This window comes from Umezawaea sp. NPDC059074 (assembly GCF_042738955.1).
GTDB lineage: Bacteria > Actinomycetota > Actinomycetes > Mycobacteriales > Pseudonocardiaceae > Umezawaea.
Window position 1 is genome coordinate 1 of record NZ_JBHYHC010000050.1, and the last position, 16,847, is coordinate 16,847.

Consider the following 16,847-nt stretch of genomic DNA (forward strand, 5'->3'; position numbering starts at 1 on the left):
GCGACAGGTCGTCAGCGTCGATGACGTCGTTCAACTGGTGGCCGACGGCCGGTGAAACAGCGTCTCCGTCGACAGCGGCGTTCGCCGTGCCGCCCAAGCCGAGCATCATGGTCGCGCCACCCAGAGCGATTGCGGTGCCTGCGAGGGTCTTCTTGAGGTTCATGGGCGCGAAAGTGTCGTAACCAGTGCCTCCAACGCAAGGAGCCTAATTCCTTCGGATGACTTCAGTCACCCATGAGGGTCGAATTTGACCGCATAGCAACGCCGATCGAGCCCTCGCCGCACCGATGACGACGACTCCCCGGAAACCCTTCCCGCTGAACACGATCCACCGCCACCGGTCCGCGGGATCGACACTCCGGTGATGTGCTGAAGGCCGTCGCGTGGTCGATCACTCAACCGTGTACTACAGCGCCCTGGGCGGCCCAAAACCACCAGTCCCGCCCAGCACGCCGGTAGCTTGGGCTCGCGGCCGCGGACCGTTCGTCCCGGAGTGGTCCGCTGCGGGACCATCACGAACCGCTGTCCGCACTGTGGCGGAATCCCCTGCCACGCCAGGGGGAATTCACTTCCGACCACCGGTCGGCTGCTTGTCCCGCACAACTGGTGGACCCGCCCGGACCGCGGTTTCGGAGCAGGCTCCCCACCGCTGGTCTACTCACGTGGAGCGAACGTGGCATCTCGCAAACCAGGTCTGCCCTCAGTGCTGTACACGGCGAGCCTGTGCACCGTTGCCCTCGTCGCGTTCTCCACCATGGGACTCGCGGGTCAGCAGTCGGGCCTACCCCCGCGGATCGGTGCGACGAACAAGCTGATCACCGTGCGCTCGGTGCCATCGACGCCGGACCAGCCCCCGTTGGGCCCCGGTGGACGGCCTGCCGCCATGAGCACCGGTTCGAGCGCACACCTGCCCGACGGGCCCGCGTTTCCCGTGCTGGGCCACGGCAGTTGGCACGGGGTTCCGGGAGCCGCCAAGTCCACGGGCAGCGACCTCGTGACGACCTACTCCATCGAGGTCGAGGACGGCGTGCACCTGGCCGACGGTGACGCGCGGTTCGGCGACTTCGTGGAGAACGTGCTGGAAGACCCCCGAAGTTGGGGTGGCGGCGGCGAAGTGACCCTGCGGCGGGTGGAGCACAACGCTCCCGACCTGCGGATCAGACTCGCGTCCCAGACGACTGCCCGCCGGTTGTGCGGGTTCGAACTGCCCTTCGACACCTCGTGCCGCGTCGACGACCAGGTGTACGTCAGCGCCGCACGGTGGATCCGCGGCGCCAAGTCGTTCGGCCGGAACCTGGACGAGTACCGGCAGTACGTGGTGAACCACGAGGTCGGACATTTCCTGGGCCACGGCCACGCGCTGTGCTCCGAGGCGGGCGGGCCCGCACCGGTGATGATGCAGCAGACGTTCAGCACCCACAACGACGAGCTGGCTCACATCACCGCCGCCGCCCCTCAACAGGTGGCAGTTCCCGCGGACGGCAAGGTTTGCACGCCCAACTCGTGGCCGTATCCGCGCGCCGGACGCTGATTCCACACCAGTCCCGTCGACGTTCCTTCACACGGGAGACACGGGGCCCTCGACCTCGAGCACGGAACCGCAGGGGGCCGGCCTGGATGGCGGTTCAGCGTCGTCGTCGACGGCCAAGGGAGGAGCAGCAGGCGGGATCGCCTCGGCCAGCGGAAGGCGCGACGTGCAGGAGGGCCACGCGTCGAACTCAGGGGACCCGAGAACCCTTTCAGCGATGCGGACCTGATCCTCGCGAGAAGAGAGGTGCGGAGAACCGGCACCGTCGAAGGCACTCCACGTACCGGCCGAGAACTGCAAACCTTCGTGGAACCCGTAGCCCGTGTCGGCCGTCCAGAGTTCTTCGCCTTCGCACCGCCCTGGAGCATCCCAGTCCCCGGAGGCCCCAGGCCGAGCACTGGCCGTTCCTCCGAGCAGTAACAAGGTCGCGACACCGGCGGCGGCCACCGCGACAAAGCGAAGAACTCGCCACAACGTCCTGAAATCACTGGCAGCGCCGAAACCCATGCCCGCTCCATCCGTCGCACGTCCGACCAGGGGTGTTGCGCCGTCCCCTGTTCGCCCTCGTCCAGTGGCTGTTTCGGGTTGACGAAGTCGGACGGATGCCAGCCGGACGAGGGGTGACTGCTCGGCCATCCGCTTCCACGCGCCGTCGATGCCGAATGACGACAAATCGAACCGTAGGGAAGCGCTACCGGCTTGGCGAGCCGATCATGGTGGTCTCCAATACCAGCACGTGCTCGCCAGATTCACTTCTGCTCTCATGTGCGCAGGTCAGGCCCAGTGAGCCGCACTCAGGACAGGGCGTGCTCGCTCACCCGAGTCACTCGGATGGCTGCATTTCAGACATTTTAGACTTCCGCCGGGTTTGAGCCTGCCCTACAGCACAAAATGGTGATGGCGCGGACCCCGCAGGGCCCGCGCCACCACCATTAGAAAGTGAACCACCGTTGCCGAAAGGCGACCGGGCGACTCAGGTCAGTTGCTCTGCCCGATGCCACCGTCGACGATGCCACCGGCGCCGCAGATGTCGGGGGAGACGCTCTCGGCACCGTTCGCGCCCGGCGACAGGACCGGCACGTCGAGGCCGTTCGCGACGTCCTCGACCGGGACCTGCACACCCAGCACGTTGATGTTGTTGTCGCACGCGGCGGCGACGACGTTGGTGTTGTGCAGCACGTCGGTGTTGTTCAGGTTGACCAGGCCGACCTGCGCCAGGTCGCTGGAGTCGATGCTGCCGGTGTTGCCAACGCCACCGTGACCGTGGGGCGTCGGCAGCTCCTCGTGCGGAGCACCGGTCGTCGCGGAAGCCATACCGCCCAGCATGACCATGCCAGCAGCAGTCGCGGCCACAACGGCACCAAGCTTCTTGATCACTTGAAAATCCTTTGGTAGTTCCAAAACGTGTACACATCCGGCGTCGGACAGTTCCGCATTAAATGCACGGGGCTAGGCAACGCATCGATGCATTCGCGGAATCGACCGCCAGGCGAACGTACAGCGCCCCAGGGGAGAGTTCCAGCTGGATACCCGATCGTGTGCTACCTATTCGGGTGATGTTTCGCGGACCCCTCAGAAGGCCGCGGAGCCAACGGACCAGGGCAGCGCGACGCGCCAAGCGTGGGAAAGAACAGTGCTGAAAAAGGAAACGCCCACAAGAAGTGCCAACGGTTGAGGTTTGGCACATTTGCGGGCGACGAACCGGCACCACCGGCCGGGGCGGGTCGGTGGCGACGTCCCACCGACCCACCCCGTGAACGCGATTAGGCGCGACGCCTACGGCTGGTCAACGCCACGAGAGCGATGCCGCCGGTCAGGAGCAGAGCGGACAGCCCCATGAGCCATCCCTTGATCCCGGTGTACGCCAGGCTCTCGGATTGCGCACTGGTGGCGACGACCGCGTTGCCCTGTCCACGGCCTGCCCCTCCGCCCGGCCCGAAGCCTTCCCGGACCGCGGTGGGCGTGGTGGTGACAAGGGTGGAGCTCGAACTCGTGGTGATCGGTGAGGTGGTCGTCGAACTGGACGTCGTGCCAGTCGACGAGCTCGAGGTCGTGGACTCGGTCGGGATGGTCGTCGTCCCTGTTGTGGTCGTCGCCCCGGTCGACGTGGTCGTCACCCCCGTCGACGTGGTCGACGTCGTGGTGGTGGTCGTGGTGGTCGACTCGGTCGGAGTGCTCGAGGTCGTCGACTCGGTCGGAGTGCTCCAGGTCGTCGACTCCGTGGGCGTGGTCGTCTCGGGACAGTCCTCCTCGGGAGGAACGGTCTCGGTCTCGCACTCGTACCAGCAGGTCGGCTCGGTCGTCGGGTGGTGGGGCAATCCCGGAGGGGTCCAGCCACCATGACCACAGTCGTCGAACGGCCAACCGGGGAACTGGTTCTCACATTCGGGGATTCCCCGTTCGACGGCCGCACTTCCCGGTCCGTCATGAGCAGGCTCAGCTGAACTCGTGGCAGTACCTACCACGACAAGCGCAGTTGCGATACCGGCGACCCTGAGGGACTTCAGGAGCATGCCGGGCTTTTCTGTGGACATCCGGCAATGATCAAGGTCGAAGTATGCCATCGCAGCGATTAACGCACATCAACACCGCATCGGGTGCCGAAGTTAGCACTCCTGGGTGAATCCGCTGACGAGATCACCGAAGAGACATTCCGCGAAAATGATTCGAAATAGTTTTCACGTGAGAAAAATGCACATTGCCCAAGAGAAAGCGGGAACAAAAAGAAGCGGTGGTGCGAGACCCTCGAAAGAGTCCCGCACCACCGCTTCAGGATCACACTGCCTGATCAAGCCGCACGAATGACGGCCAGTTCAGTCGTTCAGGTCAGTTGTTCTGACCGGTGCCACCGTCGATGATGCCGCCCGCGGCGCACACGTCGGGGGACGCGCTCTCGGAGCTGCTCTCACCGGGCGAGAGGACCGGCACGTTGAGACCGTTCGCGACGTCCTCGACCGGCACCTGCACGCCGAGCACGTTGATGTTGTTGTCGCACACACCCAGAACGGCGTTGACGTTGTGCAGCACGTCGGTGTTGTTCAGGTTGAGCAGACCAACCTGGTCGAACCCGCTGTGGTCCACGCTGTCCACGTTGCCGACGACCGGGGCGGCCGAAGCCATGCCACCGAGCATCACCATGCCTGCCGCGGTGGCAGCTGCCACAGCACCCAACTTCTTCAACACAGAAAACTCCTCGATTGCATTTGTGGTTCGCTTTGCACGGCAATCGATATACGGGATCTGATCCCTATCTCCAAGGACATCCACCGCATTGAGGCGAACCTGACTGCCGTGGAACGAACATACATGCGGCGTTAGCCTAAATCCACTCGACAACACTATCGTGTGACAGATATCCGCACAGTAATGATCGCATCACCTGGTCGAGTGAGAAAATACCGATCCGTGGAGAGCCCCACGACGTTTAGGCACGTCACTCCACCGGCGAACTGCCCGGATGAACACGCGTCGCCCAAAAGTGCAGGCGCCGCGAACCCAATCGAGAAACGGCACAGCGTTCGCCCCGCGCGCACGAGTCAGGCCGTACCACCTCACCCCGACGAAAGGAGCGCAACGCGCCGATGAACTCGAGAACCCATCGGGCGGTCGTGCCGGCGAAACCGGAGGCGGTGCCGGACACAGCAAGAGGCGGTGGCCTCCGGGAGTTCCGGAAACCACCGCCACCTGACTCGGACGAGAGAGGAGAGGAACCAGCTACGCCGCAAGCGGGCCGCGGCGCTCCCCTACCGCCTCAATGCGAGCCCGGTCCTTCCGCAGGACGTCGATCAGCCCTCGTAGCCCGAGGTCGCGCTGATGGCGGTCGAGGACACGCCCTGGGGCCCGGCGGTGTCCCTGCCCTTGTAGTAGACGACGTCGCCGTTCTCGCCCGCGACCGCGAAGATCCACTCCGTGGTCGGGCCGTCGGGCCCGGTGGTCGAGTTGACCTCGGCGAAGGCGGCGCCACCGCCGAAGTGGCCGTGGTGACCGCCGTGGGCGACCGCGGAGGTGTGGCTGTCCGAGACGCCGTCAGGTCCGGCCGTGGCGTCGTGGCTGTGGAAAGCGTCGGCCATGGCCACCCCCGCCCCACCCATCGTCAGGGGAAGGGCGATGGCGCCTGCGACGATCACGCGACGAAGCGAAAGCATAAAATCTGTCTCCTACCTGCTGCTGATGTGCGAAAGGCCCCTTGGCGGGTCGACCGCTGTTCGACGGTCGACCACGCGCCGGGAACTCCTGCAATCTCCTGGCTTCGCCTGACCAGCGCACAGTGAACTTGTCGTGATCGGCATCACACGTCGTCCACCCATTCTCGCCGAGTGATGCCACTCAAGCTCTTGACGTCGCCGTTCGCCTAATTACTTGCCCGAATACAAGCATTTCGCCGCGCTTCGGTTTCACCTGTTTGAATGACGCGCTTCAAGGTGGTTCCACAAGACGAGGCCGGGTTCGCCGGAACGACCGAACGGTCGGCGGCGGACACGGCTTCGTAGTTCCTTCGACCGGGCAACGGTCTGCTCAGGTGGCGGGGTACTGCTCCGCCTTGAGCAGCCGCGCGAGGTGGGCGGCGTTGGCAGCCAAGGTCTTCGTCGTCCCGGCGGTCGTCTTCGGCGTCTCGTCCAGGTCCTTGTAGTCCGTGCCCTGCATGGCCTCGCCGTTCCAGTACGTCACGCCACCGGCCGGGATCGTGAAGCCGACGTCGTTCAAGCACTGGTACAGGTCCGCGCTGATCTTGTGCGCGCCGTCCTCGTTGCCCACCACCGCGACGACCCCGACCTTGCCGTAGGTCAGCAGCCGCCCCTCGTCGTCCTTTTCGGACAGCTCCGCGTCCAACCGCTCCATCGCCCGCTGCGCCACACTGCTGGCCTGCCCCATCCAGGTCGGCGTGGCGATCAGCAGCACGTCGGCGGCGAGCATCCGCTCCCGGATGGACGGCCACGCGTCCCCGTCTCCCATGTCCTTCCCCACGCCCGGCTTCACGTCGTGGTCGACCAGCCGGACGCTCTCCCCCGTCACCCCGTGCTCGGCCAGCGCGCCGAGCACCTGGTCGGCGATGAGCTGGCTGCTGGACTCCGCGGGCGAGGGGCTCAGGGTGCACACGAGCGCGAGCGCGCGCAGCGGTGGTGTCGATGTCGTCATGCACGCGAGATACCCGCGTCCGTCCCCACTCACACAAGGACGAGGTCTCCACCACCGTCTTCCGGACGAACCCGACATCCACGGCAGCGCACGTCGTTCTCCCCCGCGGGAAAGGTTTTCCGGCCGGGTGCGACGGGTAGCTGCGGTCATGCGACATCGCCGGTGGTTGGGTTTCTGCGTGATCGGGGCGGTGCTGCTCGCCGTGGTGGTGCCGGGTCTACTACCCACCACCGGCGACGACTACCGGGCCACGGCCGTCACCAGCGCCCGTGACGCGGCCTCGGCGGCGTTGACCGCGAGCACGGTCGGCTCCGCCTCGGTCGACGGCAACACCCTCTCCACCTACGCCTCCGCCGCCCTGCTCGACGCGCGGGACGGCGTCGCCACGGCCCTGGACGACCTGGTCGGCCTCGACGTGCCGGACCGGTCGGCGCAAGGCGTGCGCGACGAGGTGCTGCCACTGCTCGTGCGAGCGGCCACCCTGATCGGCGACGCCACCGAAGCCGCCGACCGCGACGACCACCAGGCGCTCAGCTCGACGGCGAAGGAACTCGGCGACGTCGGCGGGCAGCTGCGGGAGTTCGCGGGGGCCCACCGGTGAAGAAGCTGCTCGGCATCACCCTGGGGATCCTGACCGCCATCGGCGGGTTCGTCGACATCGGCGACCTCGTCGCGAACTCCGAGACCGGCGCGCGGTTCGGGATGCGGCTGGCGTGGGTCGTGGTGGTCGGGGTCATCGGCATCTGCGTGTACGCCGAGATGTGCGGCCGGGTCGCGGCGGTCAGCGGCAGGCCGGTGTTCGACCTGGTCCGCGAACGGCTCGGGCCGCGGGTGGCGTTGGCCAACCTCGGCGGCTCCTACCTGGTCACGCTGCTGACGCTCGCCGCCGAGATCGGCGGTGTCGCGCTGGCGATCCAGCTGGTGACCAGCGTGCACCACCTGCTGTGGGTGCCGCTGGTGGCGTTCGTGCTGTGGATCGTGCTGTGGCGGGTCGAGTTCGACACCATGGAACGCGTGTTCGGCCTCATGGGGCTGGCGCTGGTGGTGTTCGTGGTCGCCCTGATCGCGCTGGACCCGCCGTGGGGCGACCTCGGCGCGCAGGCGTCGAGCTTCGGGCCGCCGGACGCGGAGAACTGGGGCACCTACGGGTTCTTCGCCGTGTCGCTGTTCGCCGCCGCGCTCACCCCCTACGAGGTGTTCTTCTTCTCCTCCGGCGGTGTCGAGGAGAAGTGGACGCGCAAGGACCTGGTCACCGAGCGGGTCAACGTGTTCGTCGGCTTCCCTTTGGGCGGCTTGCTTTCGCTGGCCGTCATGGGGTGCGCGGCGGTGGTGTTCGAGCCCATCGGCGTCCGGGTCGACGTGCTCAGCCAGACCGCGCTGCCGGTGGCGATGGCGTTGGGCAAGATCGGGCTCGCGGTGGTCGTGCTCGGGTTCTTCGCCGCCACGTTCGGCGCCGCGCTGGAGACCGGCCTGTCCGCCGGGTACACCGTGGCGCAGTACTTCGGCTGGCAGTGGGGCAAACGCGTCAAGCCACGGGAAGCCGCGCGGTTCCACACCGTGGTGCTGGTGAGCGTGTTGCTGGGCGTGGCACTGCTGCTCACCACGGCGGACCCGGTCGCGATCACCGAGTACTCGCTGGTGTTCAGCGCGGTGGCGCTGCCGTTGACCTACCTGCCGATCCTGGTGGTGGCCAACGACCGCGAGTACCTCGGCGACCAGGTCAACGGCCGGTTCGCGAACGTGCTCGGCGGGATCTACCTGGTGTTCATCCTCGTCGCGGCGGTCGCGGCGATCCCCCTGATGCTGCTGACGGGAATGGGCTCATGAGCACGCACCCCGATCCGCTGCGGATCGACTTCCACCTGCTCGACCGGCAGATCCTCGACGTGCACGGCGACCTGGTCGGCAAGGTTGACGACGTCGAACTCGACGTCGACGCCCACGGCGTGCCGACGGTGGTCGCCCTGCTGTCCGGCCAACGCGCCCTGGGCAGGCGCATCGGCGGCGCGCTGGGCCGGTGGATGGTCTCGGTCGCGACCCGCCTGCACGGCCCCGAAGCCCGCCCACCACTGCGGATCGCCTTCGACCACGTGGCCACGATCGGCAGCGCGGTCGAACTGTCGATCGCCCGCGACCTGCTGGACACCCCGCCACTGGAGACCTGGCTGCGGGACAAGCTGATCGGCCGAATCCCCGGAGCGCGCGATGCAGGCGAGTGACCTGCTGGGCCGAACCGCCTACACCGCGGACGGATCCGAACTGGGCCGGGTGGCAGACCTCATCGCCGGCCCCGACGGCAAGGTCCGCGCCGTACTGGTCGCGCCACCTCACCGAGGACGGCTGCTGGGCTACGAACGCCCGTCGGTGCAGCTGCCGTGGGCGTTCGAGTGGCTCGCCCGACTACTGCACCGCGGCACCCGTGAGGTCGAGTGGTCGGCCGTTCGCTGGGAATGACCTTGCGGGGAAGAAGTCGACGAGCCCGCAGAAGTCCCACCACGATCCGCCGCTCGGAACTGCGGCCCACGCACCGTTCCGCTGCACGTGGGTCAGGATCGTGTCGAAGAACTTGGGCGGCGGGTCGGACTTGCCGTTCATGTCCACGCCGGTGACGCCGTGGATGAGCAGCGACCTCACCAGGGCATCGCCAACGCCCGACCGCTACACCCGCTGCCACCACCGATCACCGACCGAGCCCAGATCAGCGACTTGGACGTCCTCCGACGACAACGGTTGGGCGGCATCCTCAACGAGTACCACCATGTCGACTGACCAGCACGGACGTAATTTCGGCAAGCACAGGGCTGGGATCACTAACGACCATGTCCTCAGTACCAGCGACCGGCAACATGCTCAACGAAGACCACCACCTCCGACCTGCGCGGACGGCATTTCGGGCAAGCACAGCGTTGGGTCAAGCCGAGAAAAGCTGGCTGCAAACTATGCCAGCATCCATCAGCCTTGAATGTTTCACTCCAAGTGTCCTCATAGCTGCGCGAAACAGGTTCTCGACAAGCGTGACGCTGGCGTCAGCGCTCGGCCCTGTCATCCGACCCCCGCCATCTGCTGGATCATGGCATCCTGACCTTAAAGGCGAAACGAACCTCCGAGCCGCTCGTCGGAGAGGGTGATCAACGTGTCCTGGTCTTCGGATCTGCACGACCTGTTGATAAACCTGGCGGCGTGGGGTATCGGTCTCGGCCTGGGTCTGGGCTACACCTACTTCAAGCGCCGTTACGACAGACGCTCTCTGAAGAAGTCGATCCGCGAGTTCTTCGGCCAGGGCAAGAACTTCCTCATCATCCACTCGGCCATCAACGACAACGGAGAGTGGAACTATCCAGCTACTGACACCAAGGCGGCCCGGCGCCTCGCGACCATGTTCGAGGCCGCCGGACTCCGCGAGGGCGAGCACTTCCACATCGGACCAGCCAAATGGGTGAACGACCCGCTGCATCCCGCCTTCCGGTTGGAGGCCAACAATCTCGTCCTGTTATGCGGCCCCGCTCGTAACGGGATCTTCCGGCGCTTCGTGTCGGCCGAGAGCGGTCACAAGTACTACATGACCTTCGACGAGACCGATCCCAACAAGACAATCAACGTTCTGATGGACCGCACGGGTACCCGCTTCCGGTCCTCTCGAGAGGGCAGCCCTCGAACGAACGGCGAACACTACGACCAGGCACTCGTCTCGTCCTTCCCGAACCCTGGCGATGCCTCGTTCCGCGTTGTTCTGCTGGCAGGCATCCATGGCACCGGGACAGTCGCTGCGGCCGAGCAGGTGTCCGACACCAGCAAGCTGAAGGACATCATCGCCAAGCACACCGATGGCACGACGATCGTCTGTCGTCTTGACGTGGTGTACGACCCGAAGGACATAGAGACACCCTGCGACGTCAAGGTCATGTAGCCCCGACATCGCACGCATCGAGGTCGGAGTCCAGCATGCGGCGAACCAGTTCGGTAAAGGTAATGGACGGCTTCCAGCCAAGCTCCGACTTTGCAAGGGCAGAGTCGCCGCGCAGATCGGATGGGTCGGTCGGCCGGAGGAAGCGAGCGTCCGTCACCACGTGGTCGGTCCAGCTCAGCCCGACCAAGGAGAAAGCCAGCTCAGCGAACTCCGCCACGCTGTGGTTGTGGCCGCTCGCGATGACATAGTCGCGCGGTGACGGCTGGGCCATGATGCGCCACATCGCATCGACATAGTCGCGGGCATGTCCCCAGTCGCGGCGGGCATCGAGATTGCCCAGGGCGACGATGTCACGCTTGCCCGCCACGATCTCCGCTACCGCTCTGGTGATCTTCCGGCTTACGAAGTCCGTGCTGCGGCGCTCCGACTCGTGGTTAAAGAGGATCCCGGCCGCCGCCCACAGACCGTAGGACCGGCGATATGTCTCCACCAGATGATGCGCGAAGACCTTGGCGCAACCGTACGGGCTGATCGGCGCGAGCGCGGAGTCCTCGCGTTGCGGACCGGGCGTGTCACCGAACATCTCCGAACTGGACGCCTGGAAGAAGCGGCAGTCAGGAACGACGGTGCGCACCGCCTCCAGCAGAGTGGCCGTGCCGACCGCGATGCTGTGCATGGTCGCCAGCGGCTCGACGAAGGACCAGTCCACTCTGGTCTGCGCCGCCAGGTGGTAGACCTCCGCTGGCCGGATATCGGACAGGAGCCGGGTCATCTCCGATCCACTGGTCACGTCGCTTCGGTGAAGCGTCACACAAGACGGCACCAGGAGGCGCCGCAACGAGGCGTCGTCGATATCGAATCCGTACACCTCGTAGCCCTTGCCGAGGAGCAACTCGACAAGGTAGCTGCCATCCTGACCGCCGACCCCACTGATCAGCGCCTTCCGTTTCATACTCCCAATCTAGCCCGGCGCATCCGTCAGAAGCCTCAGAGGACGCCGCGGCTCGAGGAGAGGCACCGGGGATCGGCCTGCCGACTGCGTCGGGCGTCCAGCGCCTTTCCGAACCCGATGAGTAACCGAAGGTGAAAGTTCCTCTTTCGGTCCTCCGTCTGGCCGACAGTTCGTTTGCCTGCGAACGGTGCGCCTGCCAAAACCTCATCCATGCAGGTGAAAGACGATCTGCAGGAATCCATGTGCGGAAGCGGTCGTGATCCCGCACTGTCGCCGATGAGCACTGCATGATGATCGGTCATACTGCATCGACCGGCCTATCTCAGCATGACCAACGCGTTCTCCCTGCTACGCCTTCTCCCTATGAGCGACCGAGACAAGGACTTGGAGATCCTGTTGCTACGCAATCAGATCACCGTCCTGGAATGCCAACGAAGGCAGAACCCGGCCGCGGTTCTCTTCCGCTGATCGGGCATTCCTCGCGGCACTGCTGCACCGACTCCCGACAAAAGCGCTTGGTCGGTTCCGGCTCCTGGCACGTCCGGAAACGATGCTGCGCTGACACCAAGACCTGCTCGCCCGCCGCCGCGCGGCCAAGTCTCGTCCCAAACGCCCCGGCCGGCCGCGGCCACTACGGTCAATCCGGCTCCTAGTGCTCCGCCTGGCACGAAAGAACCCCATCTGGGGCTACCGCCGCGTCCACGGCGAACTACTCGTACTCGGCATCACGATCGCCGCATCCACCGTGTGGCAGATACTCAAGGACGCCGGAATCGGCCCGACATCCGATCGCACGTCCATCACCTGGGTGGACTTCCTCCGCTCCCAAGCCCAAGTCCTGCTGGCCTGTGACTTCCTCAAAGTACCGACCTTGAGAAGCATCCGCCACTAGCGGTCATCGAACACACCAGCCGCCGAATCCGCGTCCTGTGTGCCGCCGCGCACCCGACCGCTGCCTGAGTCACCCGAGCAACGAAGAACCTCGTCATGGACCTCGACGACGTGGGCAGCTCCGCACGGTTCCTGATCCGCGACCGCGACGGGAAGTTCCCCGCTCTGTTCGATGCGGTTCTCGCTGACGCGAGCATCCGGGTCGTCCTCAGCGGTGTCCGGGTCCCGCGAATGAACGCGATCATGGAACGCTGGATCAAGAGCTGCCGCCGCGAACTCCTCGACCGCACCCTCATCTGGAACCAACGACACCTACTGCACGCCCTGCGCGAGTACGAACAGTTCTACAACACCCACCGACCCCACCAGGGAATCGCCAACGCCCGGCCACTACACGCGCTCTCCCAACCGAGCCCCGCTCAGACAACAGTCACCCAGCTCGACATCCGCCGACGCCAGCGACTGAACGGCATCCTCTACGAATACCACCACGCCGCCTGAACAGCACGGACGTAATTTTCGGCGAGCACAGGGTCGCCCAGGCAGCGAAAACCTCGTCATGGACCTCGACGACGCGGGCAACTCCTCACGATTCCTGATCCGCGACCGCGACGGGAAGTTCCCCGCCGTGTTCGATGCGGTTCTCGCCGATGCGGGCATACAGCTCGTCCTCAGTGGCATCCGGATCCCGCGGATGAACGCGATCATGGGACGGTGGATCCAGAGCTGCCGCCGCGAACTTCTCGATCGCACACTCATCTGAAATCAACAGCGTCTACTCCACGCCCTACGCGAGTACGAACAGTTCAACAACACCCACAGGCCTCATCAAGGCATCACCAACGTACAACCCCTACACGAGCTGCCACCAACGATCACCAACCAAGCCCAACTCGTTGACTTGAACGTCCGCCGACGACAACGACTGGGCAGCATCCTCAACAAATACCGCCACGCCGCCTGAACAGCACGGGCAACATTTTCGGCTAGCACAAGGCCAGCCGTAGCAGCATGGCCGGTCACCATGCCGTGCCCGCCAACAACAGCGTGATCACGACTGCATCTGTGGATGGGTCTCGGCGGCCCCCGTCAACTGCATGGATAAGGTTTTCGGCAGCCACAATCTCGACACCGTGGGCTCGGCACACGCCTCTACGCACTGGCGTTCCTCGAACACGGCACTAAACGCCTGCACATCACCGACGTCACCGCCCACCCGACCCAGGCATGGACAACCCAGCAGGTCCAACCTCGCCGCCGACCTCGAACACCGAATGGAGTCGCTCCGATTCGTGCTCCGCGACCGTGACGGCAAGTACGCCCAGGCGTTCGACGCCGTCTTCCACGCCGAAGATCTGCACGTCATCACCAGCGCGCCACAAGCGTCCCGGATGAACACCCACTGCGAACGAGTCATCGGCACCCTCCGACGCGAACTCCTCGACCACATCCTGATCATGGATGAGGGCCACGCACAGCAACTCCTGAAGACCTACGAAGAGCACTACAACCGACACAGACCCCACCAAGCCCGCGACCAGCTACCACCCGCAGATCAGCGACACACCGCCGCAGTGCACGACCCCGACACCCGCAGACTGCTCCGCACCCGCATCCTCGGCGGACTCATCAACGAATACAGACATGCTGCCTGACCACCAGCGACAACTTTTCGAGCGGTACAGGGTTCGACTGCGCGATGAGAGACTGCGGGTGATCACCTCATTGAGGCGCACGGATATCTATCACGTTAGTAACCGATGCCTCGCCACCGGTTGCCAAGAGACTGTTGGAGAGCACTTTCCATACCTGGTGGCAATATGGGCTCGAAGCCAAGCTCGAACAGCAAGACCTCGCCCGCAGGGTTCATCAGCACTCCATTCGGCGTAGCACCAGGCCGAAACCGGGCGTACACTCCATAATTTCCGGACCAAAAACGCAGTGCGGTCGAACCACTTCTCCGAATGACCACAGAACTCACGTCGTCAGTGTGGATGCGGAAGCGTCGCTGACCACCGGTTACCTCAATCTGATCCGTCGATATTTGCATCACCGCCGGCCGACGGCGAGAGAAGCCACCAACGATCGCAAAGCCATACGAATACAACAAGCACACGAAAGCCACAAGGAATAACGGTCCAGAATTCCCATCGGTCAGCAGTAGCACCCAAATCGACACAAGAATTGCAACTGCAAAATACAAGCCGGAAAGACCTCGACCTTTTGCCGCCCGATACGAACGGCTAGATTGCAACGTGAATCCTCTATCGCCGACCACCTGAGCGACCGACAAGATTTTGAACAGTCGGCTCCGCAAAGGGTAAGTGGATACCGATACTTCGCCAGCCAATGTAACACGAAGCAGATCATGACAGAATTGGTAGGATCCACCGACCTCACGCAAGATCCCCCGCCGCGCGCATTCGTCCAGGAATTCCAGTGGCGACCATGGCATCCGGCCGAATAGGAACAACACCAGCCTACTCCATTGCCAATATGTCCAAATGTTGAACACCGCAGTCCACGCGGAGCTTCCGACCCACGCCCAGACACCTATTACCACACCCGATGACAGGCCAAGCGACGACGCGCCGATTGCACCGGCGAGGACAGCGGAAAGCGAGCTGAAGATAAGGATATCCAGCAGCATCCAGTTTCGCAAGGCGCGCACTTGGGCGAACTGACCGCCCAGGGGACGCACTACCGGCGGCGTCAATGCGCCAGCAATGAGGGCAGCCTTGACAATCATTATCACAATCGACCCAGCAAGCACAACCAGCCATACCCAATTTCGAAAGTTGCGCAGCAAGCCAATAGTCAAGATTACCGCGACCGTCCAACTCATCAAGCGTATCGATGGAAATTGGTGCAGAAGTCGGAATATGGAGAATGCGTCGCGCGGACTCCACGACGCCCGCCGAACCGCAGGAACACCAAATACTTGATAGACAGTCTCCGTGGTGGCCATAGAAAAAGAGCACCCACAAATCAGACCTTTGAGCGAAGATTCCGAAAATCGCCCGTAGATACACATTTCGACAAATATCGACATCGTGAACAGCACAAAAAAAGACCAAGACAGCCTCGGCAAACGCTGAATCGCCAGGTGTCGAAAGTCGAGCCTGACCGCATTGATCCTATTACCGTGCCAGGGAGTCGTGGCCCGAGCAAGATATTTTAACCAATGGCGCGCTTGGTCGGCTGTGCACCGATGTCTCCGACCGGAGTACCTAGGTGGAGAGAGATCCCGGAACGCCGCCGGGACCAGACCGTCGAGCAGGTGGTGGGTGATCGACTCGGCCGTGGGATAGAACGTCGGATTGGCGAGGTCACCCGGCTCGGTCCGGCCCGACTCGCAGACCATTCGGGCCAACCATACAAGCAGGGGGCTCGACAGCGCTGTTATGAGCGGATCGCTCCGGGTCGGGTCGGCTTCCTCGAGTCGGTCGATGAGTGGTTGCCACTGTGAGAGTTGTCGTCGTGACCGCGCCGCCGAGCGCAGGTAGTTCGCGACATCGACCGGATCGAGCGGTCTAACGCGCAGAACCGTGGCAGCGTGCATGCCGCTGCCGTTGGAGCCAGGGTCTGACGCCGCCTCGTACACGCCCACCCTGCAAGTGACCACAACTGGTTCATTCAACAACAACGAAGTATTCAACGCGACGAGTGCGGCATCGGCACCATCGACAACCTCGTCCAACCCGTCGAGCACCGGAAGTATATGCCGATCGCGGACCAGGTACTCGGCCACATCTCGGCCGTAACCGGTATCCGATAGCGGATAGTTCTGCTTCAGTTGTTGGATAAGCCAGTCGTCCAAGCATTCCCGTTTGGGATCCCAGGACGCCATCGAGAACAGTACGGGTACCGGATCTGTTTGCTGGCGGACAGCCAGCAAACAGCGCACCAGCAGCACAGCCAAGGTGCTTTTGCCAGCTCCTGCCCCGCCCAGCAGCATCAGACGACGAACCGGGAGGCTGAGGAACATGGACGCCAACTCCGAGACATCAGCCTGTGCGCACGACATGTCGACCACAGCGTCCGTCGACGGGGCTGGATCGGAAACGTCGACATCCCATTGAACCGGCAACGGCGCCGGGACGACCAGATCCCGCGCCGCAATCTCGTCACGCGCACGAGCCTCGACCATGTTCGCCAACTCGGCGGCGGCGACTTCCCACCACGGGGCTCCCGGCGCGGCCGTATGCAGGGTAATGCCACCGTATACGTCTCGCGCCTGAACAACGAACTCGCCGCGTTGCAGCTCGTTATGCACTCCGGCCGACTGCGTCGAGTCGTCGCCTGTCATTCGTCGTTCGTCATTCGTGCATGGCGAGCCGAGTTCCCCACGGAACGAGCCTGTCGAGTCCGCTCAGGTTGCGCTGTGCGACGTCGACACGACAACTCGATCGCGGCGGCCGTGGCGTACAAGC

General features: G+C 64.2%; 17 protein-coding genes. 10 read left to right on the forward strand and 7 right to left on the reverse strand.

The features are described 5' to 3' along the window. Positions 1–673 precede the first annotated feature (673 nt). Complete coding sequence (locus tag ACFWW9_RS22880) at positions 674–1,531, forward strand: DUF3152 domain-containing protein (protein ID WP_390381312.1); 858 nt, start codon at positions 674–676, stop codon at positions 1,529–1,531. 27 nt (positions 1,532–1,558) lie between these two features. Here ACFWW9_RS22880 and ACFWW9_RS22885 read toward each other — a convergent pair whose 3' ends face one another. Both ACFWW9_RS22885 and ACFWW9_RS22890 read right to left on the reverse strand, forming a co-directional pair. Then, positions 1,559–2,164 carry a transglycosylase family protein gene (locus ACFWW9_RS22885; protein WP_390381505.1) on the reverse strand — a complete coding sequence of 202 codons (606 nt, stop codon included), beginning with the start codon at positions 2,162–2,164 and terminating at the stop codon, positions 1,559–1,561. 342 nt (positions 2,165–2,506) lie between these two features. Beyond that, complete coding sequence (locus ACFWW9_RS22890; RefSeq protein WP_390381315.1) at positions 2,507–2,905, reverse strand: hypothetical protein; 399 nt, start codon at positions 2,903–2,905, stop codon at positions 2,507–2,509. A 600-nt stretch (positions 2,906–3,505) separates the two neighbouring features. Between ACFWW9_RS22890 and ACFWW9_RS22895 the strand changes: the two genes are divergently transcribed. Continuing rightward, on the forward strand, positions 3,506–3,871 hold the full coding sequence (locus ACFWW9_RS22895; protein ID WP_390381318.1) for a hypothetical protein: 366 nt from the start codon (positions 3,506–3,508) through the stop codon (positions 3,869–3,871). 483 nt (positions 3,872–4,354) lie between these two features. Here ACFWW9_RS22895 and ACFWW9_RS22900 read toward each other — a convergent pair whose 3' ends face one another. From ACFWW9_RS22900 to ACFWW9_RS22910, 3 genes are all read right to left on the reverse strand, one after another. Further along, positions 4,355–4,711 (reverse strand): hypothetical protein, encoded by a 357-nt coding sequence (locus tag ACFWW9_RS22900; RefSeq protein WP_390381322.1) that lies wholly within the window; start codon positions 4,709–4,711, stop codon positions 4,355–4,357. Positions 4,712–5,313: 602 nt separating this feature from the next. Then, positions 5,314–5,655: a hypothetical protein gene (locus ACFWW9_RS22905; protein ID WP_390381325.1), complete on the reverse strand. Its 342-nt coding sequence runs from the start codon at positions 5,653–5,655 to the stop codon at positions 5,314–5,316. Between the two features lie 388 nt (positions 5,656–6,043). Next, entirely contained in the window at positions 6,044–6,664 is a 621-nt protein-coding gene (locus ACFWW9_RS22910; RefSeq protein ID WP_390381328.1) for a flavodoxin family protein, read from the reverse strand. A 148-nt stretch (positions 6,665–6,812) separates the two neighbouring features. On the opposite strand from ACFWW9_RS22910, the gene ACFWW9_RS22915 reads away from it, so the two are divergent. The 5 genes from ACFWW9_RS22915 (at position 6,813) to ACFWW9_RS22935 (ending at position 10,571) form a co-directional block, all read left to right on the forward strand. After that, entirely contained in the window at positions 6,813–7,265 is a 453-nt protein-coding gene (locus ACFWW9_RS22915) for a hypothetical protein (protein WP_390381331.1), read from the forward strand. Beyond that, a complete protein-coding gene (locus ACFWW9_RS22920) occupies positions 7,262–8,491 on the forward strand; it encodes an NRAMP family divalent metal transporter (RefSeq protein WP_390381334.1) in 1,230 nt (409 codons plus the stop codon). Before ACFWW9_RS22915 ends, ACFWW9_RS22920 begins: the two co-directional genes overlap by 4 nt. Beyond that, complete coding sequence (locus tag ACFWW9_RS22925; RefSeq protein ID WP_390381337.1) at positions 8,488–8,883, forward strand: hypothetical protein; 396 nt, start codon at positions 8,488–8,490, stop codon at positions 8,881–8,883. Before ACFWW9_RS22920 ends, ACFWW9_RS22925 begins: the two co-directional genes overlap by 4 nt. Next, complete coding sequence (locus ACFWW9_RS22930; protein WP_390381340.1) at positions 8,870–9,118, forward strand: PRC-barrel domain-containing protein; 249 nt, start codon at positions 8,870–8,872, stop codon at positions 9,116–9,118. Before ACFWW9_RS22925 ends, ACFWW9_RS22930 begins: the two co-directional genes overlap by 14 nt. A 670-nt stretch (positions 9,119–9,788) precedes the next feature. Beyond that, on the forward strand, positions 9,789–10,571 hold the full coding sequence (locus ACFWW9_RS22935; protein WP_390381343.1) for a hypothetical protein: 783 nt from the start codon (positions 9,789–9,791) through the stop codon (positions 10,569–10,571). On the opposite strand, the gene ACFWW9_RS22940 is transcribed toward ACFWW9_RS22935, so the two are convergent. After that, positions 10,564–11,523 (reverse strand): GDP-mannose 4,6-dehydratase, encoded by a 960-nt coding sequence (locus ACFWW9_RS22940; RefSeq protein ID WP_390381346.1) that lies wholly within the window; start codon positions 11,521–11,523, stop codon positions 10,564–10,566. The genes ACFWW9_RS22935 and ACFWW9_RS22940 overlap by 8 nt on opposite strands. A gap of 987 nt (positions 11,524–12,510) precedes the next feature. Between ACFWW9_RS22940 and ACFWW9_RS22945 the strand changes: the two genes are divergently transcribed. The 3 genes from ACFWW9_RS22945 to ACFWW9_RS22955 all read left to right on the forward strand — a co-directional run bounded on the left by ACFWW9_RS22945 (position 12,511) and on the right by ACFWW9_RS22955 (position 14,069). After that, positions 12,511–12,915 (forward strand): integrase core domain-containing protein, encoded by a 405-nt coding sequence (locus tag ACFWW9_RS22945; RefSeq protein ID WP_390381349.1) that lies wholly within the window; start codon positions 12,511–12,513, stop codon positions 12,913–12,915. A gap of 58 nt (positions 12,916–12,973) precedes the next feature. Continuing rightward, entirely contained in the window at positions 12,974–13,177 is a 204-nt protein-coding gene (locus tag ACFWW9_RS22950; RefSeq protein WP_390381352.1) for a hypothetical protein, read from the forward strand. A 334-nt stretch (positions 13,178–13,511) separates the two neighbouring features. Beyond that, the gene (locus ACFWW9_RS22955) at positions 13,512–14,069 is read left to right on the forward strand and encodes an integrase core domain-containing protein (protein ID WP_390381355.1); all 558 of its coding nucleotides are present in this window, start codon (positions 13,512–13,514) and stop codon (positions 14,067–14,069) included. 95 nt (positions 14,070–14,164) lie between these two features. Here ACFWW9_RS22955 and ACFWW9_RS22960 read toward each other — a convergent pair whose 3' ends face one another. Continuing rightward, complete coding sequence (locus ACFWW9_RS22960) at positions 14,165–16,723, reverse strand: NACHT domain-containing protein (protein ID WP_390381358.1); 2,559 nt, start codon at positions 16,721–16,723, stop codon at positions 14,165–14,167. Between the last annotated feature and the right edge of the window lie 124 nt (positions 16,724–16,847).

What these genes read in the sequence shown, in the direction of transcription:
- ACFWW9_RS22885 (WP_390381505.1), bottom strand. Translation starts at nt 2,164, where the DNA reads ATGGCCGAGCAGTCACCCCTCGTCCGGCTGGCATCCGTCCGACTTCGT.
- ACFWW9_RS22910 (WP_390381328.1), bottom strand. Translation starts at nt 6,664, where the DNA reads ATGACGACATCGACACCACCGCTGCGCGCGCTCGCGCTCGTGTGCACC.
- ACFWW9_RS22915 (WP_390381331.1), top strand. Translation starts at nt 6,813, where the DNA reads ATGCGACATCGCCGGTGGTTGGGTTTCTGCGTGATCGGGGCGGTGCTG.
- ACFWW9_RS22925 (WP_390381337.1), top strand. Translation starts at nt 8,488, where the DNA reads ATGAGCACGCACCCCGATCCGCTGCGGATCGACTTCCACCTGCTCGAC.
- ACFWW9_RS22930 (WP_390381340.1), top strand. Translation starts at nt 8,870, where the DNA reads ATGCAGGCGAGTGACCTGCTGGGCCGAACCGCCTACACCGCGGACGGA.
- ACFWW9_RS22940 (WP_390381346.1), bottom strand. Translation starts at nt 11,523, where the DNA reads ATGAAACGGAAGGCGCTGATCAGTGGGGTCGGCGGTCAGGATGGCAGC.
- ACFWW9_RS22945 (WP_390381349.1), top strand. Translation starts at nt 12,511, where the DNA reads ATGGACCTCGACGACGTGGGCAGCTCCGCACGGTTCCTGATCCGCGAC.
- ACFWW9_RS22950 (WP_390381352.1), top strand. Translation starts at nt 12,974, where the DNA reads ATGGACCTCGACGACGCGGGCAACTCCTCACGATTCCTGATCCGCGAC.
- ACFWW9_RS22955 (WP_390381355.1), top strand. Translation starts at nt 13,512, where the DNA reads ATGGATAAGGTTTTCGGCAGCCACAATCTCGACACCGTGGGCTCGGCA.
- ACFWW9_RS22960 (WP_390381358.1), bottom strand. Translation starts at nt 16,723, where the DNA reads ATGACAGGCGACGACTCGACGCAGTCGGCCGGAGTGCATAACGAGCTG.